This is a genomic window from Mycobacterium paraense, from assembly GCF_002101815.1.
In the GTDB taxonomy this organism is placed as follows: Bacteria; Actinomycetota; Actinomycetes; order Mycobacteriales; family Mycobacteriaceae; genus Mycobacterium; species Mycobacterium paraense.
Genome location: NZ_LQPM01000009.1, coordinates 123,106 through 146,447, shown reverse-complemented (window position 1 = coordinate 146,447; position 23,342 = coordinate 123,106). Strand labels below are relative to the sequence as shown.

Annotated in this window: 22 protein-coding genes; 12 read left to right on the top strand and 10 right to left on the bottom strand. The window is 69.7% G+C overall.

What is annotated here, in order from left to right:
* Positions 1 to 96: hypothetical protein (locus AWB89_RS27920; RefSeq protein WP_241520451.1), on the top strand; the 96-nt coding region annotated here is incomplete at its 5' end.
* A 155-nt stretch (positions 97 to 251) separates the two neighbouring features.
* On the opposite strand, the gene AWB89_RS26960 is transcribed toward AWB89_RS27920, so the two are convergent.
* Positions 252 to 749, bottom strand: a complete 498-nt coding sequence (locus AWB89_RS26960) for a hypothetical protein (RefSeq protein ID WP_142282489.1) — start codon at positions 747 to 749, stop codon at positions 252 to 254.
* A gap of 347 nt (positions 750 to 1,096) precedes the next feature.
* Here AWB89_RS26960 and AWB89_RS08895 point away from each other — a divergent pair, with 347 nt between their 5' ends.
* Positions 1,097 to 1,573: a CAP domain-containing protein gene (locus AWB89_RS08895; RefSeq protein ID WP_169716584.1), complete on the top strand. Its 477-nt coding sequence runs from the start codon at positions 1,097 to 1,099 to the stop codon at positions 1,571 to 1,573.
* Between the two features lie 27 nt (positions 1,574 to 1,600).
* Here AWB89_RS08895 and AWB89_RS08890 read toward each other — a convergent pair whose 3' ends face one another.
* From AWB89_RS08890 to AWB89_RS08875, 4 genes are all read right to left on the bottom strand, one after another.
* Positions 1,601 to 2,170 carry a hypothetical protein gene (locus tag AWB89_RS08890; protein WP_170929027.1) on the bottom strand — a complete coding sequence of 190 codons (570 nt, stop codon included), beginning with the start codon at positions 2,168 to 2,170 and terminating at the stop codon, positions 1,601 to 1,603.
* Between the two features lie 133 nt (positions 2,171 to 2,303).
* A complete protein-coding gene (locus AWB89_RS08885; RefSeq protein ID WP_085172927.1) occupies positions 2,304 to 2,789 on the bottom strand; it encodes a (2Fe-2S)-binding protein in 486 nt (161 codons plus the stop codon).
* On the bottom strand, positions 2,782 to 3,678 hold the full coding sequence (locus AWB89_RS08880) for an FAD binding domain-containing protein (RefSeq protein WP_085172925.1): 897 nt from the start codon (positions 3,676 to 3,678) through the stop codon (positions 2,782 to 2,784). The genes AWB89_RS08885 and AWB89_RS08880 overlap by 8 nt, the downstream gene beginning before the upstream one ends.
* On the bottom strand, positions 3,675 to 6,017 hold the full coding sequence (locus AWB89_RS08875) for a xanthine dehydrogenase family protein molybdopterin-binding subunit (protein WP_085172923.1): 2,343 nt from the start codon (positions 6,015 to 6,017) through the stop codon (positions 3,675 to 3,677). The genes AWB89_RS08880 and AWB89_RS08875 overlap by 4 nt, the downstream gene beginning before the upstream one ends.
* Before the next feature lie 52 nt (positions 6,018 to 6,069).
* Here AWB89_RS08875 and AWB89_RS08870 point away from each other — a divergent pair, with 52 nt between their 5' ends.
* Positions 6,070 to 6,618 carry a nucleotidyltransferase family protein gene (locus AWB89_RS08870; protein WP_172401679.1) on the top strand — a complete coding sequence of 183 codons (549 nt, stop codon included), beginning with the start codon at positions 6,070 to 6,072 and terminating at the stop codon, positions 6,616 to 6,618.
* Here AWB89_RS08870 and AWB89_RS08865 read toward each other — a convergent pair.
* The 3 genes from AWB89_RS08865 to AWB89_RS08855 form a co-directional block, all read right to left on the bottom strand.
* Positions 6,597 to 8,048 (bottom strand): amino acid permease, encoded by a 1,452-nt coding sequence (locus tag AWB89_RS08865; RefSeq protein WP_085172921.1) that lies wholly within the window; start codon positions 8,046 to 8,048, stop codon positions 6,597 to 6,599. The two genes, AWB89_RS08870 and AWB89_RS08865, sit on opposite strands and share 22 nt — an antisense overlap.
* A 77-nt stretch (positions 8,049 to 8,125) precedes the next feature.
* Positions 8,126 to 9,076 carry an amidohydrolase family protein gene (locus tag AWB89_RS08860; protein ID WP_085172919.1) on the bottom strand — a complete coding sequence of 317 codons (951 nt, stop codon included), beginning with the start codon at positions 9,074 to 9,076 and terminating at the stop codon, positions 8,126 to 8,128.
* 15 nt (positions 9,077 to 9,091) lie between these two features.
* A complete protein-coding gene (locus AWB89_RS08855) occupies positions 9,092 to 10,582 on the bottom strand; it encodes an aldehyde dehydrogenase family protein (protein ID WP_085172916.1) in 1,491 nt (496 codons plus the stop codon).
* Positions 10,583 to 10,709: 127 nt separating this feature from the next.
* On the opposite strand from AWB89_RS08855, the gene AWB89_RS08850 reads away from it, so the two are divergent.
* The 5 genes from AWB89_RS08850 to AWB89_RS08830 all read left to right on the top strand — a co-directional run bounded on the left by AWB89_RS08850 (position 10,710) and on the right by AWB89_RS08830 (position 16,020).
* Positions 10,710 to 11,624 (top strand): LysR family transcriptional regulator, encoded by a 915-nt coding sequence (locus tag AWB89_RS08850; RefSeq protein ID WP_085172948.1) that lies wholly within the window; start codon positions 10,710 to 10,712, stop codon positions 11,622 to 11,624.
* Between the two features lie 235 nt (positions 11,625 to 11,859).
* Complete coding sequence (dnaK, locus tag AWB89_RS08845) at positions 11,860 to 13,725, top strand: molecular chaperone DnaK (RefSeq protein ID WP_085093099.1); 1,866 nt, start codon at positions 11,860 to 11,862, stop codon at positions 13,723 to 13,725.
* Complete coding sequence (grpE, locus tag AWB89_RS08840; protein WP_085093097.1) at positions 13,722 to 14,384, top strand: nucleotide exchange factor GrpE; 663 nt, start codon at positions 13,722 to 13,724, stop codon at positions 14,382 to 14,384. The genes dnaK and grpE overlap by 4 nt, the downstream gene beginning before the upstream one ends.
* 56 nt (positions 14,385 to 14,440) lie before the next feature.
* Positions 14,441 to 15,619, top strand: coding sequence for a molecular chaperone DnaJ (gene dnaJ / locus AWB89_RS08835; protein WP_085093094.1), 1,179 nt, complete (start codon positions 14,441 to 14,443; stop codon positions 15,617 to 15,619).
* Positions 15,619 to 16,020, top strand: a complete 402-nt coding sequence (locus tag AWB89_RS08830) for a heat shock protein transcriptional repressor HspR (protein WP_085172914.1) — start codon at positions 15,619 to 15,621, stop codon at positions 16,018 to 16,020. The genes dnaJ and AWB89_RS08830 overlap by 1 nt, the downstream gene beginning before the upstream one ends.
* Here the strand turns inward: AWB89_RS08830 and AWB89_RS08825 are convergent, their stop codons facing one another.
* Both AWB89_RS08825 and AWB89_RS08820 read right to left on the bottom strand, forming a co-directional pair.
* Complete coding sequence (locus AWB89_RS08825; RefSeq protein ID WP_085172911.1) at positions 16,021 to 16,911, bottom strand: aldose 1-epimerase; 891 nt, start codon at positions 16,909 to 16,911, stop codon at positions 16,021 to 16,023.
* 13 nt (positions 16,912 to 16,924) lie between these two features.
* Positions 16,925 to 18,076: an FAD-binding oxidoreductase gene (locus AWB89_RS08820; protein ID WP_085172908.1), complete on the bottom strand. Its 1,152-nt coding sequence runs from the start codon at positions 18,074 to 18,076 to the stop codon at positions 16,925 to 16,927.
* A 129-nt stretch (positions 18,077 to 18,205) separates the two neighbouring features.
* Here AWB89_RS08820 and clpB point away from each other — a divergent pair, with 129 nt between their 5' ends.
* The 4 genes from clpB to pyrE all read left to right on the top strand — a co-directional run bounded on the left by clpB (position 18,206) and on the right by pyrE (position 23,239).
* Positions 18,206 to 20,752 carry an ATP-dependent chaperone ClpB gene (clpB, locus tag AWB89_RS08815; protein WP_085093086.1) on the top strand — a complete coding sequence of 849 codons (2,547 nt, stop codon included), beginning with the start codon at positions 18,206 to 18,208 and terminating at the stop codon, positions 20,750 to 20,752.
* A gap of 262 nt (positions 20,753 to 21,014) precedes the next feature.
* Entirely contained in the window at positions 21,015 to 21,872 is an 858-nt protein-coding gene (gene ttfA, locus AWB89_RS08810) for a trehalose monomycolate transport factor TtfA (protein ID WP_085093084.1), read from the top strand.
* A gap of 64 nt (positions 21,873 to 21,936) precedes the next feature.
* Complete coding sequence (locus AWB89_RS08805) at positions 21,937 to 22,710, top strand: SDR family NAD(P)-dependent oxidoreductase (RefSeq protein ID WP_085172906.1); 774 nt, start codon at positions 21,937 to 21,939, stop codon at positions 22,708 to 22,710.
* Positions 22,697 to 23,239, top strand: coding sequence for an orotate phosphoribosyltransferase (gene pyrE, locus AWB89_RS08800; RefSeq protein ID WP_085172903.1), 543 nt, complete (start codon positions 22,697 to 22,699; stop codon positions 23,237 to 23,239). Before AWB89_RS08805 ends, pyrE begins: the two co-directional genes overlap by 14 nt.
* Positions 23,240 to 23,342 lie beyond the last annotated feature (103 nt).

The window sequence follows — 23,342 nt, the reverse complement described above, 5'->3', positions numbered from 1 at the left end:
GCCGCCGTACCGCCCTACCCCGGGCCCCTCGGCGAACGCGCCGACTGGTGGTGGTACGACCCCTTCGAACCCCAACCACCACCCACCACCAATTAGCTGCTGAAAATGGTTGCGACACGGTCGCTTTCGGGCGTCGAGAACAGTGACGACCAGGCCCGCATGCCCAACTCTGAATCAGGTTGGAGCGACTTGCCCGGAGGTTGCGACCGCCGAGCGGTGTCTGTCGGAATAGGCCACAGCCGAGAATCTGCTCACGCCGGGATGACTCCGCGAGTGACGAGCATTGCGCGTATTTCCGCGTGCCTCGATTGAATTTCGTTGTACTCGTAGCCCTTGACGACGGCGACCCAGTCGTCGCCTTGACCGACCGCAAACTCGGCAGCCGCGGCCAGTGCCTCGAAGAACGCCTCGGCGGCCTCATCCGACCACATAATCCATACGCCGTGGTCGGTTTCGCACAGGGCGTCTATTGACGCGTAGAAGCTGTCAAGTGCACCGCTCGTTCGATCGGGATTCAAAAAGTACAAGAGATGTGGGATCTCGGAATACAGATCCTTGACGAATGCGGCAACCGCTGGATTCAGGTAGGGATGCGTCTCCGGTACCTCTGCGAAGCACAGGACAACCGAACCGCGCCAGTCTCGCGCCCGTGCCGGATCAGCGCCGGCGTCGGTCAGAACATCGCGTACCGCGGTGGTGTCTGGGCGGCGCCACTCACTCGCCGGGATATCGAGCCGCCGAAGGGTCACCGCGCGGCCCGCTACCCGTGTGCCCGCTCATGAGGCATTGACCGCGGAGCACTCTTCCGGGCGTGTTGGCCGAGTCCTTTCCGGTACACAGGGCCGATTGCGGGGTCCATAAGAGATGCGGCTGTCTCCATGTGGTCCCTCAACATCCGAGATCCGGTGGCTGGCAATTCGTGTTTTCAGGGCGTCCGCTTGATCCGGCCTTCTGAACGGCCGCGGATACACGGCATCCTCCCATGTTCTGCCGCCTTCGTCATTGGTGCGAACAGATGGCGATCCTCGACTCGTATGGTCGAAAGTGGGTAATCTGTTTGCTGAATCAGCAAAGCGAGTGCGTGGCAAGAGGCAACATGACGGGGAAAGTCGGAATCGTCGCCGCCTTCTCGATATCCGCTGTCTTCGTAACGGCGCTCTGCGCAATTGCTGGTTTCACCGCGCGCGCGGACGATTCGGGGCCCGCGGTGTACAGCGGGGTCAGCCGGGTTCGCCAGACGTGCGGGGCGCTCGCCGACGACCCTCGGTTGACCGCCGCGGCGCAACGGCACGCCAATGACATGCTGACGCACGGCCTGAGCGGCCATATCGGTTCGGACGGCTCGTCACCGCAGGCGCGCATCGCGGATGCGGGGTACCGGGCCAACTCCACGGGTGAGATCGTCTACTGGGGAACGGGATCCGCTGCTACGCCGGGCGTGGCGGTCGACCAGTGGATGCAAAGTCCTCCACACCGGGCCATCATCTTGAACTGCGCATTCACCGCGGCCGGCTTCGCCACCGCCTCGGACGGCAACAAGATGACCGCCGTCGGTGACTTCGCGGGTCCTTGACGACGCTTAACGCGCGCCTTCAGGCCCTCAGAACGTATTGACCTTCTCCACGCTGACGAACATGCCGTGGTGCGTGCGGTCGTTGGTGAAGCGGGTGCCTTGTTCGGTGGCGTTGATCGTCCAGCCCTGCGCCGCGTACGTCTTGTAGTCGATGGTCACCGTCGGGATGGCGCCGAGGTTGCCCAGCACCCACTGCACGTTGCCGCCGGAGCTGATGCTCACGCCGTTGGCGTGCTCGCCGTCCTGCAGCGGGGAATTGGTGAACGGCGCCTCGCAGCCGACGGTCTCCTTGTTGATCTGGCAGCGCGTGACGCCGGACTTGGTCTCGATGAAGACGTAGCCGTTGTGGTCCGGCGGCAGCGGGATGGCGCCCACCGGTGGGGTGGTCGGGGTCGCCGGCCCGGTCGTGCCCGGCGGCGGGGCCGCGGTCGCGCTGGGGGCCGGCGTGGCGATGCTCGGCCGCGGGGTGGGGAAGGTGGGTTCGACGGGCCCGGCTCCCGGCGCGGCGACCGGCTTGCCCTCGATGGTGGAGGTGCAGCCGTTGATCAACGCGGGACCGGCCAGCAGGGGGACGAGCAGCAGCGAGCCCCCGGCCAGACTCCGCCGCGCTTTCTGCGATAACTGCACCCGCCGCTCCCGAAAACTCTCAGATTCAGCGCTCAGAGTACGCAAAAAGCAGCGAAAGTTACTGTAAGGCGGGCCGTATCGATGCCGAGCCGATGGCGCAGGGTTATCGCTGCGTGACCGAGCCGAGCTCGGCGGCCCGATGGGCGGCGGCGACGATGCCCTGATACCCCGTGCAGCGGCAGAAGTTGCCGGACAGGCCCTCGCGGATCTGGTCGTCGGTGGGATTCGGGTTGTCACGCAGCAAGGCGGTCAGCGACGTGACGAAACCTGGCGTGCAGAAGCCGCATTGCAGCCCGTGGCATTCCCGCAGCGCCGCCTGCACGGGCGACAGGGTGCCGTCCGGCGACGCGATGCCCTCGACCGTCGTGACCTCCAGACCGTCGGCCTGGACCGCGAACATCAGGCAGGACCGGACGGCGTCGCCATCCACGAGGATGGTGCACGCGCCGCACGCCCCGTGCTCGCAGCCGAGGTGGGTACCGGTGAGCCCGCACTTGTCGCGCAGGAAGTCCGCCAGCGTCATGCGCGGCTCGACGCTGTCGGTGATGTCGGTCCCGTTCACCGACAACCGGATCGGTTGCTCATGCATTGGCTGCTCCCGCGAGTGCTTCGTCGATGGCTTGACCCCACGCGCGCGCGACCATGGTGGCGCCCACCTGGGTGCGGTACGGCGCCGATCCCTGCAGGTCGGTCGGGACGTCGTCGAGGTCCGTCATCGCCGCCCGGCCGATGTCCTCGGCCGCCAGCTCGCCGACCGGCTTGCCGACGACCGCGGCCTCGGCCGCCGTCGCGCGCCGGACGGTGGCACCGAGACCCAGCAGCCCGATCCCGCAGCGGGACACCCGGTCGGCGCCGTCGAGCTGGACGGCGACCGCCGCGCCGGCGATCGCGAAATCGCCGTGGCGGCGCGCGAATTCGTGCACCGAGAAACCCGACCGGCCGTTCCACACGGGGAATCGCACCCCGGTCAGCACCTCGTCGGAATCCATGGTGGTTTCCCACAGGCCGGCGAAGAAGTCCGCGGCGGCGATCTCCCGCCGGCCGCGCGGCGACAGCACCTCCATCACCGCGTCCAGCGCCAGCGCGACCGCCGGGTATTCGCCCGCGGCGTCGGCGTGGGCGATCGATCCGCCCAGGGTGCCGCGGTTGCGGATCTGGAAGTGCCCGACGAACGGGGTGGCCCGCGTCAGCAGCGGAACCGCTTGGCGCACTTGGTCGTCGGCGCCGACCGCGGCCTCGGTGGTGCCCGCGCCGATCCACAGCTCTTGGCGGTCAGAGCCGCGCCGCTCGATGCCCCGCAGCTCGGCCAGCCGGGAGATGTCGATGAGGTGGTCGAAGTAGGCGAGCCGCATCGCCAGCATGGGGACCAGGCTCTGGCCGCCGGCGATGATCTTCGCGTCATCGCCGAGCTCGGACAGCAGTGCCACGGCGTCGTCGATGGTGTCGGGGCGGTGATAGGTGAACGAGGCCGGTTTCATCGCGCGGCCTCGCTCAACAGCGCCGCGATCGAGGCCGGGCTGGCGGGCAGCCGGGTGATCGTCACGCCCAGCGGCGCCAGCGCGTCGTTGATGGCGTTGATCACCGCCGGCACCGACCCGATGGCCCCGCCCTCGCCGGCGCCCTTGTAGCCGCCCGGCCCGGGGCCGGGGATCTCGACGTGGCCGAACTCGATCGGCGGGACCTCGGTGGCCGTCGGCAGCAGGTAGTCGACGAAAGTCGTTGCCAGCGGGTTACCGTCGTCGTCGTAGGCGAGGTCCTCCATCAGCGCGCCGCCGATGCCCTGCACCGTACCGCCGGCGATCTGGCCCTCCACGATGGCCGGGTTGATCATCGGCCCGACGTCCTCGCTGACGATGTAGCGCAGCAGCGTGACCTTGCCGGTGGCCACGTCCACCTCGCAGGTGCAGGCATGGGTCGCGTTGGACCACAGGATGGGCGCCTTGGCGACGTAGCGGGCGCTGGCCTCCAGCTCGGGCGACATCCCCGGCGGCAGCGCCTGCGGCGAGTAATACGCGACGTAGGCCAGCTCTCCGAAGCTCACCTGCTTCGACGGGTCGTCGCGCACCGCCGCGGTCGAATGCGCCAGCACCACTTCGGTTTCGGCCACCTTGAGGTGGTGGGCCGCCAGCGCCACGATCTTGTCGCGCAGAATCGCGCCGGCCTCCTCGACGGCCCCGGCGGTCATCGGGCCGCTGCGGCTGCCCTGCGTGCCCGCCCCGTACGGCGTGATCGCGGTGTCGCCCTGGATGGTGGCGACGTCGTCGATGTCGGCGCCCAGGGCGTCGGCGGTCAGCTGAATCACGGTGGTTTCCAGGCTGTTTCCGCTCGAGCCGCCGTTGACGTAGACGTTGATCTTGCCGGTCGGCTCCATCCGCATGGTGCAACCCTCGGTGGCCAGGTGGCCCGTCGCCGCTCCGGTCGGCTCGATGTAGGCCGAGAATCCCAGGCCCAGGTAGCGGCCCTGCGCCAGCGCCTCGCGCTGCTCCTTGCGAAACCCTTCGTGGTCAAGGAGTTTCACCGCCTGCTCGAACGTCTCGCTGGGTGCGACGTGGTCGTACGGCATGCCGTTGGGGTTGAAGTACGGCATCTCGTCGCGGCGCAGCAGGTTGCGGCGGCGCAACTCGACCGGGTCGAGGTTCATCTTCCGCGCGGCGACGTCGAGCAGGATTTCGCGCGCCAGCGTCTCGTACTGCCACGGCCCGCGGTAGGCGGCCAGGCCGCTGGTGTTGGTGAACACCGTCTTGTAGTTGAAGCTGGCCTTGGGCACCCGGTAGGGGCCCGGGAAGAACATGCCGATGGCGGCGGTGGTCAGCACCGGGTAGGGCGTCGGGTAGGCGCCGACGTCCTGCACGAAGTCGATGTCGGCGGCCAGGATGTTGCCGGCGTCGTCGAACGCCATCCGGCCGGTGCCGTCGACGTGGCGGGCCTGGCCGGCCGACATCAGGTTCTCGCGCCGGTCCTCGATCCACTTGAGCGCCGCGGGCACCTTGCGGGCGGCCAGCATGATGCACATGTCCTCGCGCATCGGGACGACCTTCTGGCCGAAGCCGCCGCCGGTGTCTCGCATGATGACCCGGACCCGTTGCGCCGCAATGCCCAACAACCGGGCGCAAAAGGCCCGCAGCTCGTGCGGGGTCTGCGTGGAGGCCCACAGGGTGAGTTCTTCGGAGGCGGCGGACCATTCGACGACCAGCCCACGGGTCTCGATCGGCACCGGCGCGTAAATCTGTTGGTAGATACGCTCTTTCACGACGCAGGCCGCCGACGCGAACGTCTCCTCGTCGGGCGGCGCGCCGCCCATTCCGCCGGCGACGTTGTTCGCGTAGGCGTCGTGCACCAGCACGTCGGAGGACTGCGCCCGGGTGAGGTCGGTGATCGCGGGCAGCGGCTCGTAGTCGACGTCGACCAGCTCCAGCGCGTCCTCGGCGACGTAGCGGCTCTCGGCGACGATCAGGGCGAGCGGGTCGCCGACGAATTTCACCTCGCCCTCGGCCAGCGGCGGGCGCGGGGTGTCCGGGACATCCTTGCCCGCGACGGCGTGCCACGCCTCCTTGACGTCCGGGTTGAGGTCGGCGGCGGTGAACACCGCGCGCACGCCGGGCAGCGCCAGCGCCGCCGAGGCGTCGATGCCGTTGATCTTCGCGCGCGCGAACGGGCTGCGCACGAAGCAGGCGTGCAGCATGCCGGCGCGCGTGATGTCGTCGACGAAGCCGCCGCGGCCGGTCAGCAGCCGGCCGTCCTCCACCCGCTGGACGCGGGTGCCGGCGTACCGAGGGGCCGGGGTCGTGGTCGTCGCCCCCTGCACGTCCTGAGTCATCGCGCTCCATCCGGTTGTCGCCTGATGAGAACCACGATGCCATCATAGGAGAGTGGCGTTATCGCAGTCGATAGCCGTCGGAGTCTTGCTGGCCGCGGGGGCCGGACGGCGCTACGGCAAGCCGAAGGTGCTGGTCGAGGGCTGGCTGGACGCCGCGGTCCACGCGCTGCGGGACGGCGGCTGCGCCGACGTCGTGCTCGTCCTGGGCGCGGCCGAGGTCGCGGCACCGCCCGGGGTCACGCCCGTCGTCGCGGCCGACTGGAACGAGGGGCTGAGCGCGTCGGTGCGCGCCGGCCTGGCCGCGGCCGACCGCAGGCACGCCGACTACGCGGTGCTCCACGTCATCGACACCCCCGACGTCGGTCCGGCCGTGGTGGCGCGGGTCCTGGCGGGCGCGATGTCGTCTCGCAGCGGGCTGGCCCGCGCGTACTTCGGTGACCGGCCCGGCCACCCCGTCGTGCTGGCGCGCCGGCATTGGCCCGCGGTGCTGGCCCGGCTATCCGGGGATCGGGGCGCCGGCGACTACCTGCGCGGCAGGTCGGACGTGGAGAACGTCGAATGCGGCGACCTGGCCGGCGGTCAGGACATCGACGAACCGTGAGCGGGTGAGGCCGGGACGTCGTCTTGGGCCGCCGCGGTCACCCGATGGCGGACCAGGAACCAGCCGCCGACGAGCGCGGGGACGCCGACGATCGTCGCCCCGAGCAGGTACGGCCCCTGCACCTTGTCGAAGAACATCAGGACCACGACGCCGACCAGGAAGGCCAGCGTGAGATAGCCGCTGTACGGCGACAGCGGCATCCGGAACTTCGGCCGCTGCACCCTGCCGGCCTTTGCCAGCTGGTGGAACCGCAGCTGGCTGGCCACGATCGTCCCCCAGGCGAACACGATGCCCACCGCGGCGATGTGCAGCACGATTTCGAACGCCTGGCTCGGTTTGACCGCGTTGAGCACGATGCCCAACAAGCCCACCGCGCTGGTGAGCAGGATCCCGCGGTACGGCACGCCCCGCTTCGACATCGGCGCGGTGAACTTCGGGCCGCTGCCGTTGATCGCCATCGACCGCAGGATGCGGCCGGTGGAATACAGTCCCGCGTTCAGGCTCGACAGCGCCGCGGTGAGGACCACCACGTTCATCACGCTGCCCGCCCCGCTGACACCGGCCTTGGCGAAGAACGTCACGAACGGGCTGACGTTGGCCTTGTAGGCGGTGTAGGGCAGCAGCAGCCCCAGCAGGATGGTGGACCCGATGTAGAAGACCGCGATGCGGAACACCACCGAGTTGATCGCGCGCGGCATCACCTTCTCCGGGTTGGCCGTTTCCCCGGCCGCGATGCCGACGAGTTCGATGGCGGCGTAGGCGAACACCACCCCGGAGGTGACGAGCACGAGTGGCAGCAGGCCCGTCGGCACCAGCCCGCCGTGGGTGTCCCACAGGCCCGTGCCGGTGTCGTGACCGTCGATCTTGAAGCGCCCGACCAGAAAGACCGTGCCGACGACGAGGAACGTCACCAGCGCCAGCACCTTGATCAGCGAGGCCCAGAACTCCAGCTCGCCGAACGCCCGGACCGAGATCAGGTTCATCGACAGCACCAGCAGCAGCGCGAACAACGCGATGGTCCACTGCGGAATGTTGTGGAAGGCGTTCCAGTAATGGCAGTAGTGCGCGATCGCGGTGGTGTCCACGATTCCGGTCATCGACCAGTTGAGGACGTACATCCAGCCCGCGACGAAAGCCAGCTTCTCCCCGAAGAATTCGCGGGAGTAGGAGACGAACGATCCCGTCGACGGCCGGTGCAGCACCAGCTCGCCGAGCGCGCGCAGGATCAAAAAGACGAAGACGCCGCAGACGCCGTACACCAGAAACAACCCCGGCCCCGCCGAGGCGAGCCGCCCCCCGGCGCCGAGGAAAAGGCCGGTTCCGATGGCGCCGCCGAGGGCGATCATCTGGATCTGGCGGTTCTTGAGGCTCTTGTGGTAGCCCTCGTCTTCGCGCGCGAGCCGCGCGGCGGCGTTGTCTGGCTCTGGCATCGAGCTCCTGCCGTCGTGGCTGCGGGACAGCTCAGGCTATCCCATGGCCGCCGCGCCCGCTCGCCGGCAGCAAACATCTACAAGCGCAGCAACCGTTCGGCGTTGCCGTGGCTGACGAGCGCCCGATCGTCGTCGCTGAGCGGCAGGCCGTCGAGGAATGCGCGGGCGGCGAGCATCGACCCGAACGGGTAGTCGGCCGAAAAGCACACTCGCCCAAGGCCGACCTGCGCGACCAGGTTCGCGTAGGTCGCCTCGTCGTTGAAGTTGGCGAAGGTGTAGTTCACGTTGCGCCGCAGGTAGGTGCTGACCGGGTGCGCCAGGCCGGTCAGCTCGGGTTTCAGCGTCGCGTCGAACCGCGGCAACATGAACGGCAGCGCTTCCCCCATGTGCCCGATGATCAGCTGCAACTCGGGGTAGCGGTCGAACACGCCACCGAGGATCAGCCGCAGCACGTGCGTGCCGGTGTTGATGTGCCAGCCCCAGCCCACCGTGGCCAGGGCGAACGTGACCTCCGGCGAAAACCCCGCGTAGCTGGCTTCGATGACGGCCGGCGGCGGCATCGTCGGGTGCAAATAGATCGGGACGCGCAGTTCGGCCGCCCGCGACAGGACGGGATCGAAGAACCGGTCGTCCAGGTAGCGCCCCCGGCTGTGCCCGTTGATCGCGGTGCCGACGAAGCCGTGCTCGCGCACCACCCGCTCGAGCTCCTCGGCGGCCGCCTCCGGCGCGCTGACGGGCAACGCGGCGAAGCCGGCCAGCCGATCCGGGTAGCGCGCGCACGCCGCGGCGAGCTCGTCGTTGCATTCGCGGGCGAGCCGCACGGCCTCACGCCCGTCCAGCTGTTCGACGCCCGGCGCGGCCAGCGAGAGCACCGCCACGTCGACGCCGGCCTTGTCCATCGCCGCGATGCGGCCGTCGCCGAGGTCGCGGATCGGTTCGGCGATGCCCGTGCGCGCCGCCAGCCAGCGTCCCGGCCCGGCCAGGAATTCGGTTGTGGCGTAATGCTCTTCGAGCGCTACTATCTTCACGGTCCGCGTGGTCCGCTAGCCCGCCAGCACCCTGGCCGCGGCGCTCCAGTACGACAGCTCGTCGCGGTTGGCGGCCAGTCGAATCGTCTTGGTGTAGCCGTACTCGGACAGCGTCTCCTGGGCGTGCTCGCGCCCGAACCCGCTGTGGCCGACCCCGCCGAACCCGGTGCCGATCGCAATGCGGTGATAGTTGTTGACGAAGACGGCGCCGGCCCGGATCCGCCGGCTCACCCGCAGTGCCCGGTCGCCGTCCTGGGTGAACACCGCCGCGACCAGTCCGAACGGCGTGGCGTTGGCGATGCGCACCGCCTCGTCCTCGTCGGTGAACGGCATCAGGGTGACCACCGGGCCGAAGATCTCGTCGCGGGCCACCCGCATGGCGGGGGTCACGTCGGTCAGGACGGTCGGCGCAACGTAGAAGCCGTCGGCCAGGCGGGGATCGTCGGGCAGGGGCGCCTGGGCCGCGACGCGCGCGCCCTCGGCCACGCCGATCCGCAGGTAATCGAGGACCTGCTTTTGCTGTTTGCGGGTGACCAACGGCCCGACGTCGGTGGCGGGATCGGCGCCGTCGCCCACCCGCAGCCGGCTCACCGCGGCGCACAACTTCGCCTCGAACTCCTCATACACGCTCTGCTGCACCAGGATTCGCGACGCCGCCGTGCAGGCCTCGCCCTGGTTGAAAAAGCCGCCGTCGACGGCGGCCAGCAGCGCCTCGTGCTGGTCGGCGTCGTCGAAGACCACCAGCGGGTTCTTGCCGCCGAGTTCCATCAGCGCGGGGGTCAGGTTGCCCGCGGCGGTCCGCAGCACCGCGGCGCCCGTCCGCGGCGACCCCGTGAAGGAGACCTTGCCCACCATCCGGTGTCCGGCCAGCGCGGCGCCCACCTCGCCCTTGCCGGGCACCGCCTGCACAACGCGGTCCGGCAGGACCGACTGGATCAGTTCGACCATCCGCAACACCACCGAGGGCGTCTGCTCCGGCGGCTTGAGCACGACGGCGTTGCCGACGGCCAGCGCCGGCGCGACCTTGCCGGCGGTGTGGATGGGCGGCCAGTTGAACGGCACGATGCACGCGATCACCCCGTACGGCTCCAGCGTGGTCACGTCCAGCACCGGCCCGTAGTCGCGGGCCTGGCTCGGCAGCGCCTCCGCCAACCCGCCGAAGTACTCGAAGATCGCGATCGCGGCTTCCACATCGAAATTGCGCGCCTGGGTGATCGGCTTGCCCATCTCCAGCGTCTCCAGGGCGGCGATCTCGTCGGCGTGGGCGCGCAGGACCTCGGCGACCTGCCGCAGGTAGCGGCCGCGCTCGCGGGCCGGGCGCTGCTTCCAGCTCAGGTGCGCGGCGTGGGCGCGGCGGACGGCCTGGTCCACCTCCTCGGGCCCGGCTCCCTGGACGACGGCGACCGCCTGGCCGGTCGCCGGGTTCTCTACGACGAATTGGTCGTCGGTGGAGGCCGACGACCAACGGGTCCGAGTCCGTCTGAGACTGGGAGCTTGCAAATTCATAAAGCGCACCGTCCGGTTGAGGGGGTTTGGATCGACGCGAGCCAATTGCGAACGCTAAATTGGCCCAACCGTCAGACGCCAACGAAAATTTCTGATGGAACCCATCACCGCCGGTGATAATTGCTCGGTGGAGCTTCGCCAGTTGGACTATTTCCTGGCTGTCGCGGACACGCTCAGCTTCACCCGCGCCGCCAAGCGGCTGCACGTCGTCCAGTCCGGGGTGTCCGCGACCATCAAGGCGCTCGAACGCGAGCTCGGCGCGGCGCTGTTCGTCCGCGGCCCGGCCGGGGTGACGCTCACCGCCGCCGGGCGGGAGTTCGCGCCGCACGCCCGTACCACCATCGAGGCCGCGCGCGCGGCCAAGGAGGCGGTCGCCGCCATGGTCGGGGCCGTCCGCGGCACCGTGCGGCTGGGGACGTTGATGTCGATCAACAACATCGACCTGCCGACCCTGCTGGCCGACCTGCACGCCCGGCATCCGGAGGTGCTGGTCCAGGTCCGCTTCGCCCGGGCCGGCTCCGCGGGCCTGGCGCAGCAGCTGCGCGACGGCAGCCTCGACCTGGCCCTGGTGGTCTTGCCCGACGGGCCCCCGGCCGACCTGCACACCGAACTCGTCGCCGCGTTCGAGCTATTGCTGGTCGTCCCGGTGGGCCACCCGCTGGCCGGGCGGGAATCGGTGACCCTGGCCGAGCTGGCCGGGATGTCGTTCGTGGACGGGCCGCCGGGCTACGGCAACCGGGCCGTCGTCGACCGCGCCTTCGCCGCGGCGGGGGTGCAGCGCACGGTCGCCCTCGAGGTCGCCGACATCGGCACCACCGCGACCCACATCCGCAATGGCATCGGCATCGGATTTCTCAGCCGGTTCATCCTCGACGAGATCGGCGATTCGGGGCTGGCGACCGTCCGGATCTCCGATCAGGAGATCTGCTGGCGGCTGTACGTCGCGATGTCGGCGGTCCGGCCGGCCGGCGCGGCCACCCGCGCGGTGTTCTCGCTGATCGAGGAGATGATCCCGGAGCGCGGCGCGCCGAGTGTGCGCTGACGGCGTTTGAGTGTGAGCCCACGGCGCGCCTTCCCGGCGTGTCTTCGCCCTGGATGCACACGGATTCGGCGCCCCGGGAACAAGACGCTGCCGCCCGCCGTTAGGATGATCGACAAGTTGAGTGAATCCGGCTCAACCCTGGGTTGACACCGGGGAGCCCGAAAGGGGAGGCTTGAGCGGGGTTCACTCAGCATAGTGGCACCACAAATGCTCTACACACTCAGGAGGAATCACTATGGCTCGTGCGGTCGGCATCGACCTCGGGACCACCAACTCCGTCGTCGCAGTTCTCGAGGGCGGTGACCCCGTTGTCGTCGCCAACTCCGAGGGCTCGCGGACGACTCCGTCCATCGTCGCGTTCGCACGCAACGGTGAAGTGCTGGTAGGCCAGCCCGCCAAGAACCAGGCGGTGACCAACGTCGACCGCACGGTGCGGTCGGTCAAGCGGCACATGGGCACCGATTGGTCCATCGAGATCGACGGCAAGAAGTACACCGCGCAGGAGATCAGCGCCCGCGTGCTGATGAAGCTGAAGCGCGACGCCGAGGCGTACCTCGGTGAGGACATCACCGACGCGGTCATCACCGTGCCCGCCTACTTCAACGACGCCCAGCGCCAGGCGACCAAGGAAGCCGGCCAGATCGCCGGCCTCAACGTGCTGCGGATCGTCAACGAGCCGACCGCCGCGGCGTTGGCCTACGGCCTGGACAAGGGCGAGAAGGAACAGACCATCCTGGTCTTCGACCTGGGCGGCGGCACGTTCGACGTCTCGCTGCTCGAGATCGGCGAGGGCGTCGTCGAGGTCCGTGCCACCAGCGGTGACAACCACCTCGGTGGCGACGACTGGGACGACCGGGTCGTCGAGTGGCTGGTCGACAAGTTCAAGGGCACCAGCGGCATCGACCTGACCAAGGACAAGATGGCCATGCAGCGGCTGCGTGAGGCCGCCGAGAAGGCCAAAATCGAGCTCTCGAGTTCGCAGAGCACCTCGATCAACCTGCCCTACATCACCGTCGACGCGGACAAGAACCCGCTGTTCCTCGACGAGCAGCTGACCCGCGCCGAATTCCAGCGCATCACACAGGATCTGCTGGACCGCACCCGTCAGCCGTTCAAGTCGGTGATCTCCGACGCCGGCATCTCGGTGTCCGACATCGACCACGTCGTGCTGGTCGGCGGTTCCACCCGCATGCCCGCGGTGACCGAGCTGGTCAAGGAACTCACCGGCGGCAAGGAGCCCAACAAGGGCGTCAACCCCGACGAGGTCGTGGCCGTGGGCGCCGCGCTGCAGGCCGGTGTGCTCAAGGGTGAGGTGAAGGACGTTCTGCTGCTTGACGTTACGCCGCTGAGCCTCGGTATCGAGACCAAGGGTGGCGTGATGACCAAGCTCATCGAGCGCAACACCACGATCCCCACCAAGCGGTCGGAGACCTTCACGACCGCCGACGACAACCAGCCGTCGGTGCAGATCCAGGTCTACCAGGGTGAGCGCGAGATCGCCTCGCACAACAAGCTGCTCGGCTCCTTCGAGCTGACCGGCATCCCGCCGGCTCCTCGCGGCGTGCCCCAGATCGAGGTCACCTTCGACATCGACGCCAACGGCATCGTGCACGTCACGGCCAAGGACAAGGGCACCGGCAAAGAGAACACGATCAAGATCCAGGAGGGCTCCGGCCTGTCCAAGGAGGAGATCGACCGGATGATCAAGGACGCCGAGGCGCACGCCGAGGAGGACCGTCAGCGCCGCGAGGAGGCCGACATCCGCAACCAGGCCGAGACGCTGGTCTACCAGACGGAGAAGTTCGTCTCCGAACAGCGTGGCGCCGAGGGCGGTTCGAAGGTTCCCGAGGACACCCTGAACAAGGTGGACGCCGCGGTGGCCGAGGCCAAGACGGCGCTGGGCGGCACCGACATCTCCGCGATCAAGGCGGCGATGGAGAAGCTCGGCCAGGAGTCGCAGGCGCTGGGCCAGGCGATCTACGAGGCCACCCAGGCCGCGGGCGGCGGCCCTGGCGGTGCCGAGGCCGGCGGTCCGCAGGGCGGCTCTGCCGATGACGTCGTGGACGCGGAGGTGGTCGACGACGACCGGGAGGCCAAGTGAGCGAGGGCAACCCGGAACAGGTGACGGTCACCGACAAGCGGCGAATCGATCCCGAGACCGGCGAAGTACGGCACGTCTCTCCCGGCCCCGAACAAAGCGGGGCGCCGGGAGGGGCGGCGCCGGCCGGCAAGGGTGAGGGTGCCGACAAGATCGCCGAGCTGACGGCCGATCTGCAGCGCGTGCAGGCGGACTTCACCAACTACCGCAAGCGGGCGCTGCGCGACCAGCAGGCCGCCGCGGACCGGGCCAAGGCCGCCGTCGTCAGCCAATTGCTGGGCGTGCTCGACGATCTCGAGCGGGCGCGCAAGCACGGCGACCTGGAATCGGGCCCGCTGAAGTCGGTGGCGGACAAGCTGGACAGCGCGCTGACCGGCCTGGGCCTGACGGCGTTTGGCGCGGAAGGCGAGGACTTCGACCCGGTGCTGCACGAGGCCGTGCAGCACGAGGGCGACGGCGCCGACGGCTCCAAGCCGGTGATCGGCACGGTCATGCGCCAGGGCTACAAGCTGGGCGACCAGGTGCTGCGGCACGCTCTGGTCGGGGTCATAGACACCATCCCAGACACGGTCCCGGACGGGGGCGGGGAGGCGCCCGGTGCGGCTCCGGCCGAAACCGGTCAGCCCGACACGGGCGATAACGCCGACACCGCGGGTGACTAGGCATAAAAATCACTTACGACAAATGGATAGAGAAAGGTGAAAGGGGGTGACGCGGTATGGCCCAGCGTGAATGGGTCGAAAAGGACTTCTATAAGGAGCTGGGCGTCTCCTCTGACGCCAGCCCGGAAGAAATCAAGCGCGCCTACCGCAAGCTAGCGCGCGACCTGCATCCGGACGCGAATCCCGACAACCCGGCCGCCGGTGAGCGATTCAAGGCGGTGTCGGAGGCGCACAACGTCCTGTCGGATCCGGCCAAGCGCAAGGAGTACGACGAGACCCGCCGCCTGTTCGCCGGCGGCGGTTTCGGCGGGCGCCGGTTCGACGGTGGCAGCGGCTTCAGCTTCAACGTCGGTGGCGACGGCGCCGAGTTCAACCTCAGCGACCTGTTCGACGCCGCGGGCCGAAGCGGCGGCGCCAACATCGGTGACCTGTTCGGCGGATTGTTCGGCCGTGGCGCCGGTCCCCGGCCCAGCCGGCCGCGCCGCGGCAACGACCTGGAAACCGAGACCGAACTCGACTTCGTCGAGGCCGCCAAGGGCGTGGCGATGCCGCTGCGGCTGACCAGCCCGGCGCCGTGCACCAACTGCCACGGCAGCGGCGCGCGCCCGGGCACCAGCCCGAAGGTGTGCCCCAGCTGTAACGGCTCCGGGGTGATCAACCGCAACCAGGGCGCGTTCGGGTTCTCCGAACCGTGCACCGATTGCCGGGGCAGCGGCTCGATCATCGAGCACCCCTGCGACGAGTGCAAAGGCACCGGTGTAACCACCCGGACCCGCACGATCAACGTGCGGATCCCGCCCGGGGTCGAGGACGGGCAGCGGATCCGGCTGCCCGGGCAGGGCGAGGCCGGGCTGCGCGGGGCGCCCTCGGGCGACCTGTACGTGACGGTGCACGTGCGGCCGGACAAGGTGTTCGGCCGCGACGGCGACGACCTCACCGTGACCGTTCCGGTCAGCTTCACCGAATTGGCCTTGGGCTCAACGCTTTCGGTTCCCACGCTGGACGGCAGCGTCGGCGTCCGGGTGCCCAAGGGCACCGCCGACGGCCGCATCCTGCGGGTGCGCGGACGCGGCGTGCCCAAGCGTGGCGGCGGCAACGGCGACCTGCTCGTCACGGTGAAGGTGGCCGTGCCGCCGAACCTGGAGGGCGCCGCCCAGGAGGCGCTGGAGGCCTACGCGGCGGCCGAGCGGTCCAGTGGTTTCAATCCGCGCGCGGGGTGGGCGGGTAACCGCTGATGGCCAGGCGCTCAAGGGATTCCAAAGAGGAGGCCCGGACCTTCCTGATCTCGGTGGCGGCCGAACTCGCCGGCATGCACGCGCAGACGCTGCGCACCTACGACCGCCTCGGGCTGGTCAGCCCGAGGCGGACTTCCGGTGGGGGACGCCGTTATTCGGAGCACGACGTCGACCTGCTGCGCGAGGTGCAGCGGCTGTCGCAGGACGAGGGCGTCAACCTGGCCGGCATCAAGCGCATCATCGAGCTGACCAACCACGTGGAGGCGCTGCAGGCGCGCGTGAAGGAGCTGACCGAGGAGCTGGCGCAGGTGCGCGCCGGCCAGCGCCGCGACCTGGTCGTGGCGCCCAAGAGCACCGCCGTGGTGGTGTGGCAGCCGCGCAAGGGCGGCACCCGCGCCTGATCAGACGCGGATGGAGAACACCGCGACGGCCGGCTCGCCCGGGCGCGCGCACCGGTAGCCGCCGCGGCGCAGCGCGTCGGTAGTCGCGGTCATCGGCTCGAAGCACACCACCTCTTCGGCGGGCGGCGCGAAGATCTGCGCCGCCGGGTAGCCGCGGTGAAAATGCACCTCCAGGCGGCGCCCGCCGCCGGACACCGCGAACGCCGCGCCGTCGGCAACCTGGTCGTAGGCGTCGTCAAAATTCTTGTCGCCCAACGCTTCTTCGCGCTCCTCCCACGGTTCCGATTCGCCGGTGGGCAGCCCCTTGTCGTCGAGCAACACATGCCGCAGCGGCGGGGTCTCGATGATCCACTCGCCGCGGGGCACGCCGGGCAGGCGCAGGTAGGGGTGGAAACCGAAGCACAGCGGAACTGCCGTGTCGCCGGTCGCGGTGACCGTGGTGGCGACGGTCAGCTCCCGGTCGGCCAGCCGCACCGTCACCGCGAGCAGGTGCGGAAAGGGGAAGCTGGCCAACAACTTCGGGTCGGCTTCGAAATCGACCTCGGCGCTCACCTCGTTCTCGGATTGCGCCGTCACCCGCCACCCGGGGTAGGCGGCCAGGGTGCCGTGGATGGGCAGCCCGTTCGGGTCGGCGCGCACGCCGTTCTCGCCGGGCGTGAGCGTCACCGTCGCGCCCTGCGCGGTATAGGTGTTGTCGCCCAACCGATTCGCCCACGGATACAGGATCGGGATGCCCATCGTCTTGCCCGCCTCGACGTACGCCTGCAGGCCGCGACGCTGACCGAGCAACTCGGTTCCCGAGTCGGTCAGCGAGGTGCCGATCATGCCCGCCTCGGGCACGAACTGCGCGGCCACCGGCGAGGACGGGTCGGTCAGGGTGACGGTCTGCATGGCTTACCTCGGCTCACCTGGATAGCGGATCGTGCTGGATGCGTTCGGGCGGGGCCCCTTTGGCGATCAGGGCGGCCTTGGTGGCGCGGACCATGTCGGGTCCGCCGCAGATCAGGATCTGCCGGTCACCCCAGCCGCCGTACTTGGTCACCACGTCGGGCAGGCGGCCGGTCTGGTGCACGTGCAGCCCGCGCGGGGGCGTGGGGTCGGGGTAGTCGGCGGCCCACGAGGGGTCGCGGCCGTACTCCGAAACCGGCGTGACCGACAGCCACGGGTTGTGCTGCGCGACCTGCCACAGCGTGGGCAGGTCGTAGAGCTCGCAGCGGTAGCGGGCGCCGAAGAACAGGTGCACGCGCGGGTTCACCGCGTAGCGGGACAGGTCCATGATCAGCGCCCGCAGCGGCGCCAGGCCGGTGCTGCCGGCGACCATCAGCACGTCCCCGCCGTCGCGGTCGACCCGTAGGCCGCCGTGCGGGCTGGAGAGCCGCCACCGATCGCCGGGCCGCGTTTCGTTGACGATCGCGGTGCTGACCAGGCCGCCGGGCACCTGGCGGACGTGGAACTCGATGCCGCCGCCCGGCTCGGCCGGGATCGACGGGGACAGGTAGCGCCAGCGCCGCGGGCACTGCGGAACGTGGACGTCGACGTACTGGCCCGGGTAATAGTCGATCGGGCGGTCGACTTGCAGCCGAACGACGGCCAGGTCGCGCGAGACCCGCATGTGCTCGATGACCGTGCCGTCCCACCACGCCGGCCCCTCGTCGGCGTCGGCGGCCCCGCGCATCACCCCGGTGATCAGGTTGAGCGACTGCTCGGCGGCCTGGGCGACGGCGTCGGTCCACGCCTCGCCGAGGTGGTCTCGAAGCGTGGCGTACAGCGCGCGCCGCAGCGAGTCGTAGTGGCTCGGCAGCACCCCGAACTTGCGGTGGTCGCGGCCGAGCTGGGCCAGGAAGGCCACGGGCTCGGCGGCGCGCTGCTCGACCAGTTCCCCGTAGACCCAGTGCAACGCGTGCGCGAAGGCGGCTCGCTGCGCCTCCATTTCGGGCGGAAACAGGTCGCGCACGGAGACGTCGAGGGCGAACCAGTGGGTATAGAACCGGCGGACGAGCTCCTGATCGAACCCGTCGCGCAGCACCCGCAGCGAATCCGGGTCCTCGAGGCTCACGGGGCCCGATTCTAAGCTCGCAAGCGAAAAAGCTAGACTTGAGCGGAACAGACTCAACCTTGACGACGTTGAACAACGCGACAAGCATTTTCCCTACCCCCCTTTCTGGACTTCGAAGGGAGACAGTTCGTGGACTCTTTCAACCCGACTACCAAAACGCAGGCGGCTCTGACGTCGGCCCTGCAGGCGGCCTCGGCCGCGGGCAACCCCGAGATCAGGCCCGCCCACCTGCTGTTGGCGCTGCTGACGCAGAACGACGGCATCGCCGCGCCGCTGCTGGAGGCCGTCGGTGTCGAGCCCGCCACCATCCGCGCCGAAGCGGAACGCATTCTGAACCAGCTGCCCCAGGCCAGCGGCGCCAGCTCGCAACCGCAGCTGTCGCGCGAATCGCTGGCGGCCATCACCACCGCCCAGCACCTGGCCACCGAGATGGACGACGAGTTCGTCTCGACCGAGCACCTGATGGTCGGGCTGGCCACCGGCGACTCGGACGTCGCGAAGCTGCTGACCGGCCACGGCGCGTCCCCGCAGGCGCTGCGGGAGGCCTTCGTCAAGGTCCGCGGCAGCGCGCGGGTCACCAGCGCCGACCCGGAGGCCACCTACCAGGCGCTGGAAAAGTACTCCACCGACCTGACCGGCCGGGCCCGCGAGGGCAAACTCGACCCGGTCATCGGCCGCGATAACGAGATCCGCCGCGTCGTGCAGGTTTTGAGCCGTCGCACCAAGAACAACCCGGTGCTCATCGGTGAGCCCGGCGTCGGCAAGACCGCGATCGTGGAGGGCCTGGCGCAGCGCATCGTCGCCGGCGACGTGCCCGAGAGCCTGCGCAACAAGACCGTCATCAGCCTGGACCTGGGCTCGATGGTGGCCGGCGCGAAGTACCGCGGCGAGTTCGAGGAACGGCTCAAGGCCGTCCTCGACGACATCAAGAACTCGGCGGGGCAGATCATCACCTTCATCGACGAGCTGCACACGATCGTCGGGGCCGGCGCGACCGGCGAGGGCGCGATGGACGCCGGCAACATGATCAAGCCGATGCTGGCCCGCGGCGAGCTGCGGCTGGTCGGCGCCACCACGCTCGACGAGTACCGCAAGTACATCGAGAAGGACGCCGCGCTGGAGCGCCGCTTCCAGCAGGTGTTCGTCGGCGAGCCGTCGGTGGAGGACACCGTCGGCATCCTGCGCGGCCTGAAGGACCGCTACGAGGTGCACCACGGCGTGCGCATCACCGACTCGGCGCTGGTCGCCGCGGCCACCCTGTCCGACCGCTACATCACCGCCCGCTTCCTGCCGGACAAGGCCATCGACCTGGTCGACGAGGCCGCCAGCCGGCTGAAGATGGAGATCGACTCGCGGCCGGTCGAGATCGACGAGGTCGAGCGCCTGGTGCGCCGCCTCGAGATCGAGGAGATGGCGCTGGAGAAGGAAGAGGACGAGGCGTCCAAGGAGCGCCTGGACAAGCTGCGCGCCGAGCTGGCCGACCAGAAGGAGAAGCTGGCCGAGCTGACCACCCGGTGGCAGAACGAGAAGAGCGCGATCGACATCGTCCGCGAGCTCAAGGAACAGCTGGAGGCGTTGCGCGGGGAGTCCGAGCGCGCCGAGCGCGACGGCGACCTGGCCAAGGCCGCCGAGCTGCGGTACGGGCGCATCCCGGAGGTGGAGAAGAAGCTCGACGCCGCGCTGCCGCAGGCGGAGGCCCGCGAGAACGTGATGCTCAAGGAGGAGGTCGGTCCCGACGACATCGCCGACGTGGTGTCGGCGTGGACGGGCATCCCGGCCGGGCGGCTGCTGGAGGGCGAGACCGCCAAGCTGCTGCGGATGGAGGACGAGCTGGGCAAGCGCGTCGTCGGGCAGAAGAAGGCCGTGCAGGCCGTGTCCGACGCGGTTCGGCGCTCTCGCGCCGGGGTCGCCGACCCCAACCGTCCCACCGGTTCGTTCATGTTCCTGGGACCGACCGGCGTCGGCAAGACCGAGCTGGCCAAGGCGCTGGCCGACTTCCTGTTCGACGACGACCGGGCCATGGTTCGCATCGACATGAGCGAATACGGCGAGAAGCACTCGGTGGCCCGCCTGGTCGGCGCGCCCCCCGGCTACATCGGCTACGACCAGGGCGGTCAGCTGACCGAGGCGGTGCGCCGCCGGCCCTACACGGTGGTGCTGTTCGACGAGATCGAGAAGGCGCATCCGGACGTGTTCGACGTCCTGCTGCAGGTGCTCGACGAGGGCCGGCTCACCGACGGGCAGGGCCGCACGGTCGATTTCCGCAACACCATCCTCATCCTGACGTCCAACCTCGGGTCGGGCGGCAGCGAGGAGCAGGTGATGGCGGCGGTGCGCTCGGCGTTCAAGCCGGAGTTCATCAACCGCCTCGACGACGTGCTGATCTTCGAGGGGCTCAACCCCGAGGAGCTGGTGGAGATCGTCGACATCCAGCTCGCGCAGCTGGGCAAGCGGTTGGCGCAACGGCGGCTGCAGCTGGAGGTGTCGCTGCCGGCCAAGCGCTGGCTGGCGCAGCGCGGGTTCGACCCCGTGTACGGCGCGCGCCCGCTGCGTCGGCTCGTGCAGCAGGCGATCGGCGACCAGCTGGCCAAGATGCTGCTGGCCGGCGACGTGCACGACGGGGACGTGGTGCCCGTCAACGTCAGCCCGGACGGCGACTCGCTGGTCCTGGGCTGACGGTCCGCTCGAACGTCGACTTGTTGTCGGGATTTCATCCGAAATCGCCCAACAAGTCGACGTTCGGCGCGAGTGTCCCCCCAAGACACCGACGGTGGCGACCCGCTTCGGCAGGCTTCGCCGCCCTCGCGATCGCCACGACACCGACGGTGGCGACCCGCTTCGGCCGGCTTCGCCGCCCTCGCGATCGCCACGACCTGTAACTGGGTTGTGACCTGGTCGGATTCTGTGTTCCGGCCAAACAGCAGATACCCTGTGTGGGATGGTCCCCCTTTGGTTCACGCTGTCCGCACTGTGCTTTGTCGGTGCGGGCGTGCTGCTGTACGTCGACCTCGATCGACGCCGCGGCCGCAGCAGGCGCCGTAGGTCGTGGGCGCGCTCGCACGGCTTCGACTACGAGCGGGAATCCTCCGACATCCTCAAGCGGTGGAAGCGCGGCGTGATCTCCACGGTCGGCGACGTCCCCGCCCACAACGTCGTGCTGGGCCAGATCCGCGGCGAGGCGGTGTACATCTTCGACCTCGAGGAGGTCGCCACCGTGATCGCGCTGCACCGCAAGGTGGGCACCAACGTCGTGGTGGACCTGCGGCTCAAGGGGCTCAAAGAGCCACGGGAGAGCGACATTTGGCTGCTGGGCGCCATCGGCCCGCGGATGGTGTACTCCACCAACCTCGACGCCGCCCGTCGGGCGTGTGACCGCCGCATGGTCACCTTCGCGCACACCGCCCCGGACTGCGCCGAGATCATGTGGAACGAGCAGAACTGGACCCTGGTCGCGATGCCGATCGCCAGCACGCGCACCCAGTGGGACGAGGGGCTGCGCACGGTCCGCCAGTTCAATGACCTGCTGCGGGTGTTGCCGCCCGTGCCCCAGGAGGTCCCGGCCGAGGCGGGTTCGCCTGCGGGACTTCGCAATGCCGCGCCGAGCCGCCCCCTGGCGCCCGCCGCGCGGGCGGAGTTACCGTCGCGGCGCTCCGGGCAGGACGTGTCCGGGCTGCTCGGTGACGCGGCCCGCCGCGAGCCCGAGCCGCTGCGGCGCGACGACGCTCGCACGGAATCCCTTCGCCGCCCGCCGCCCACCGGCCGCAACGGCAACCAGGCCTCCAACTACCAGCGCTGACAGCGCGGGGGTGGGCCGGGGACGCGCCCATGATCGCTAGTTCCCCGTCATTACACTGTCGCTCATGCCTCGCCCCGTAGCCCTGATCACCGGGCCTACGTCCGGGATCGGCGCCGGCTACGCGCGACGCTACGCGCGCGACGGCTACGACCTGGTGCTGGTCGCCCGGGACGTGGACCGGCTGACCCGACTGGCGGGCGAGCTCGAGGGCGAGGCCGGCGGCATCGAGATCCTGCCCGCCGACCTGGCCGATCCCGCCGACCGCGCCAAGGTCTGCGACCGTCTTGCCGCCGGGGTCAGGGTGTTGGTGAACAACGCCGGCTTCGGCACCTCCGGTGACTTCTGGAGCACCGACCCGGCGCTGCTGCAGTCGCAGCTCGACGTCAACGTCACCGCGGTCATGCACCTCACCCGCGCCGCCCTGCCGGCCATGCTCGACGCCGGCGCCGGCACCGTCATCAACATCGCCAGCGTCGCCGGGCTGGTCCCGGGCCGCGGGTCGACCTATTCGGCGTCCAAGGCGTGGGTGATCTCGTTCAGCGAGGGCCTGGCCGTCGGCCTGCAGGGCACCGGGGTCGGGGTGCACGCCGTGTGCCCGGGATACGTGCGCACCGAATTCCACACCAGGGCCGGCATCGAGATGTCCAAGCTGCCGTCGTTCCTGTGGCTCGAGGTCGACGACGTCGTCGCCCGGAGCCTGGCCGACATCGCCGCCGGCAAGGTGATCAGCATTCCGGGCCGCCAGTACAAGGCGATCGTCACAGCCGGGCGGCTGATCCCGCGGCGGCTGGCCCGGGCGGCGACGCGGCGAGTAGGGGGCGGTCGTGGCCGAACCTGACCCGCGCGAGGAGCTGGCCGAGCTGGTACGACGGCTGTCGGTGGTGCACGGCCGGGTGACGCTGTCGTCGGGCAAGGAGGCCGACTACTACGTCGACCTGCGTCGCGCCACCCTGCAGCACCGGGCCTCCGCGCTGATCGGCGTGCTGATGCGCGACCTCACCGCCGACTGGGACTACGCGGTCGTCGGCGGCCTGACGCTGGGCGCCGACCCCGTCGCGACGGCGATCATGCACGCGCCCGGCCGCCCGATCGACGCGTTCGTCGTCCGCAAGTCGGCGAAAACCCATGGGCTGCAACGGCTGATCGAGGGCTCCGAGGTCGCCGGCCGGCGGGCTCTGGTGGTCGAGGACACCAGCACCACGGGCGGCTCGGCGCTGACGGCGGTGCGGGCGGTTCAGGAGGCGGGCGGCGACGTGATCGGCGTGGCCACCGTGGTGGACCGCGCCACCGGCGCGGCCGAGGCCATCGAGGCCGAGGGTGTTTCGTACCGCAGCCTGCTGGGCCTGGCCGATCTGGGGCTGGGCTAGGGCGTCGGTGAAAGCACTGCGCGGATCAACTGTCACAGGCGCCGCGACGATGCCGGGCGGCTCCGTTGTCGCTACGAGGCGGGCAAAACGTCGCGCGCCCTCG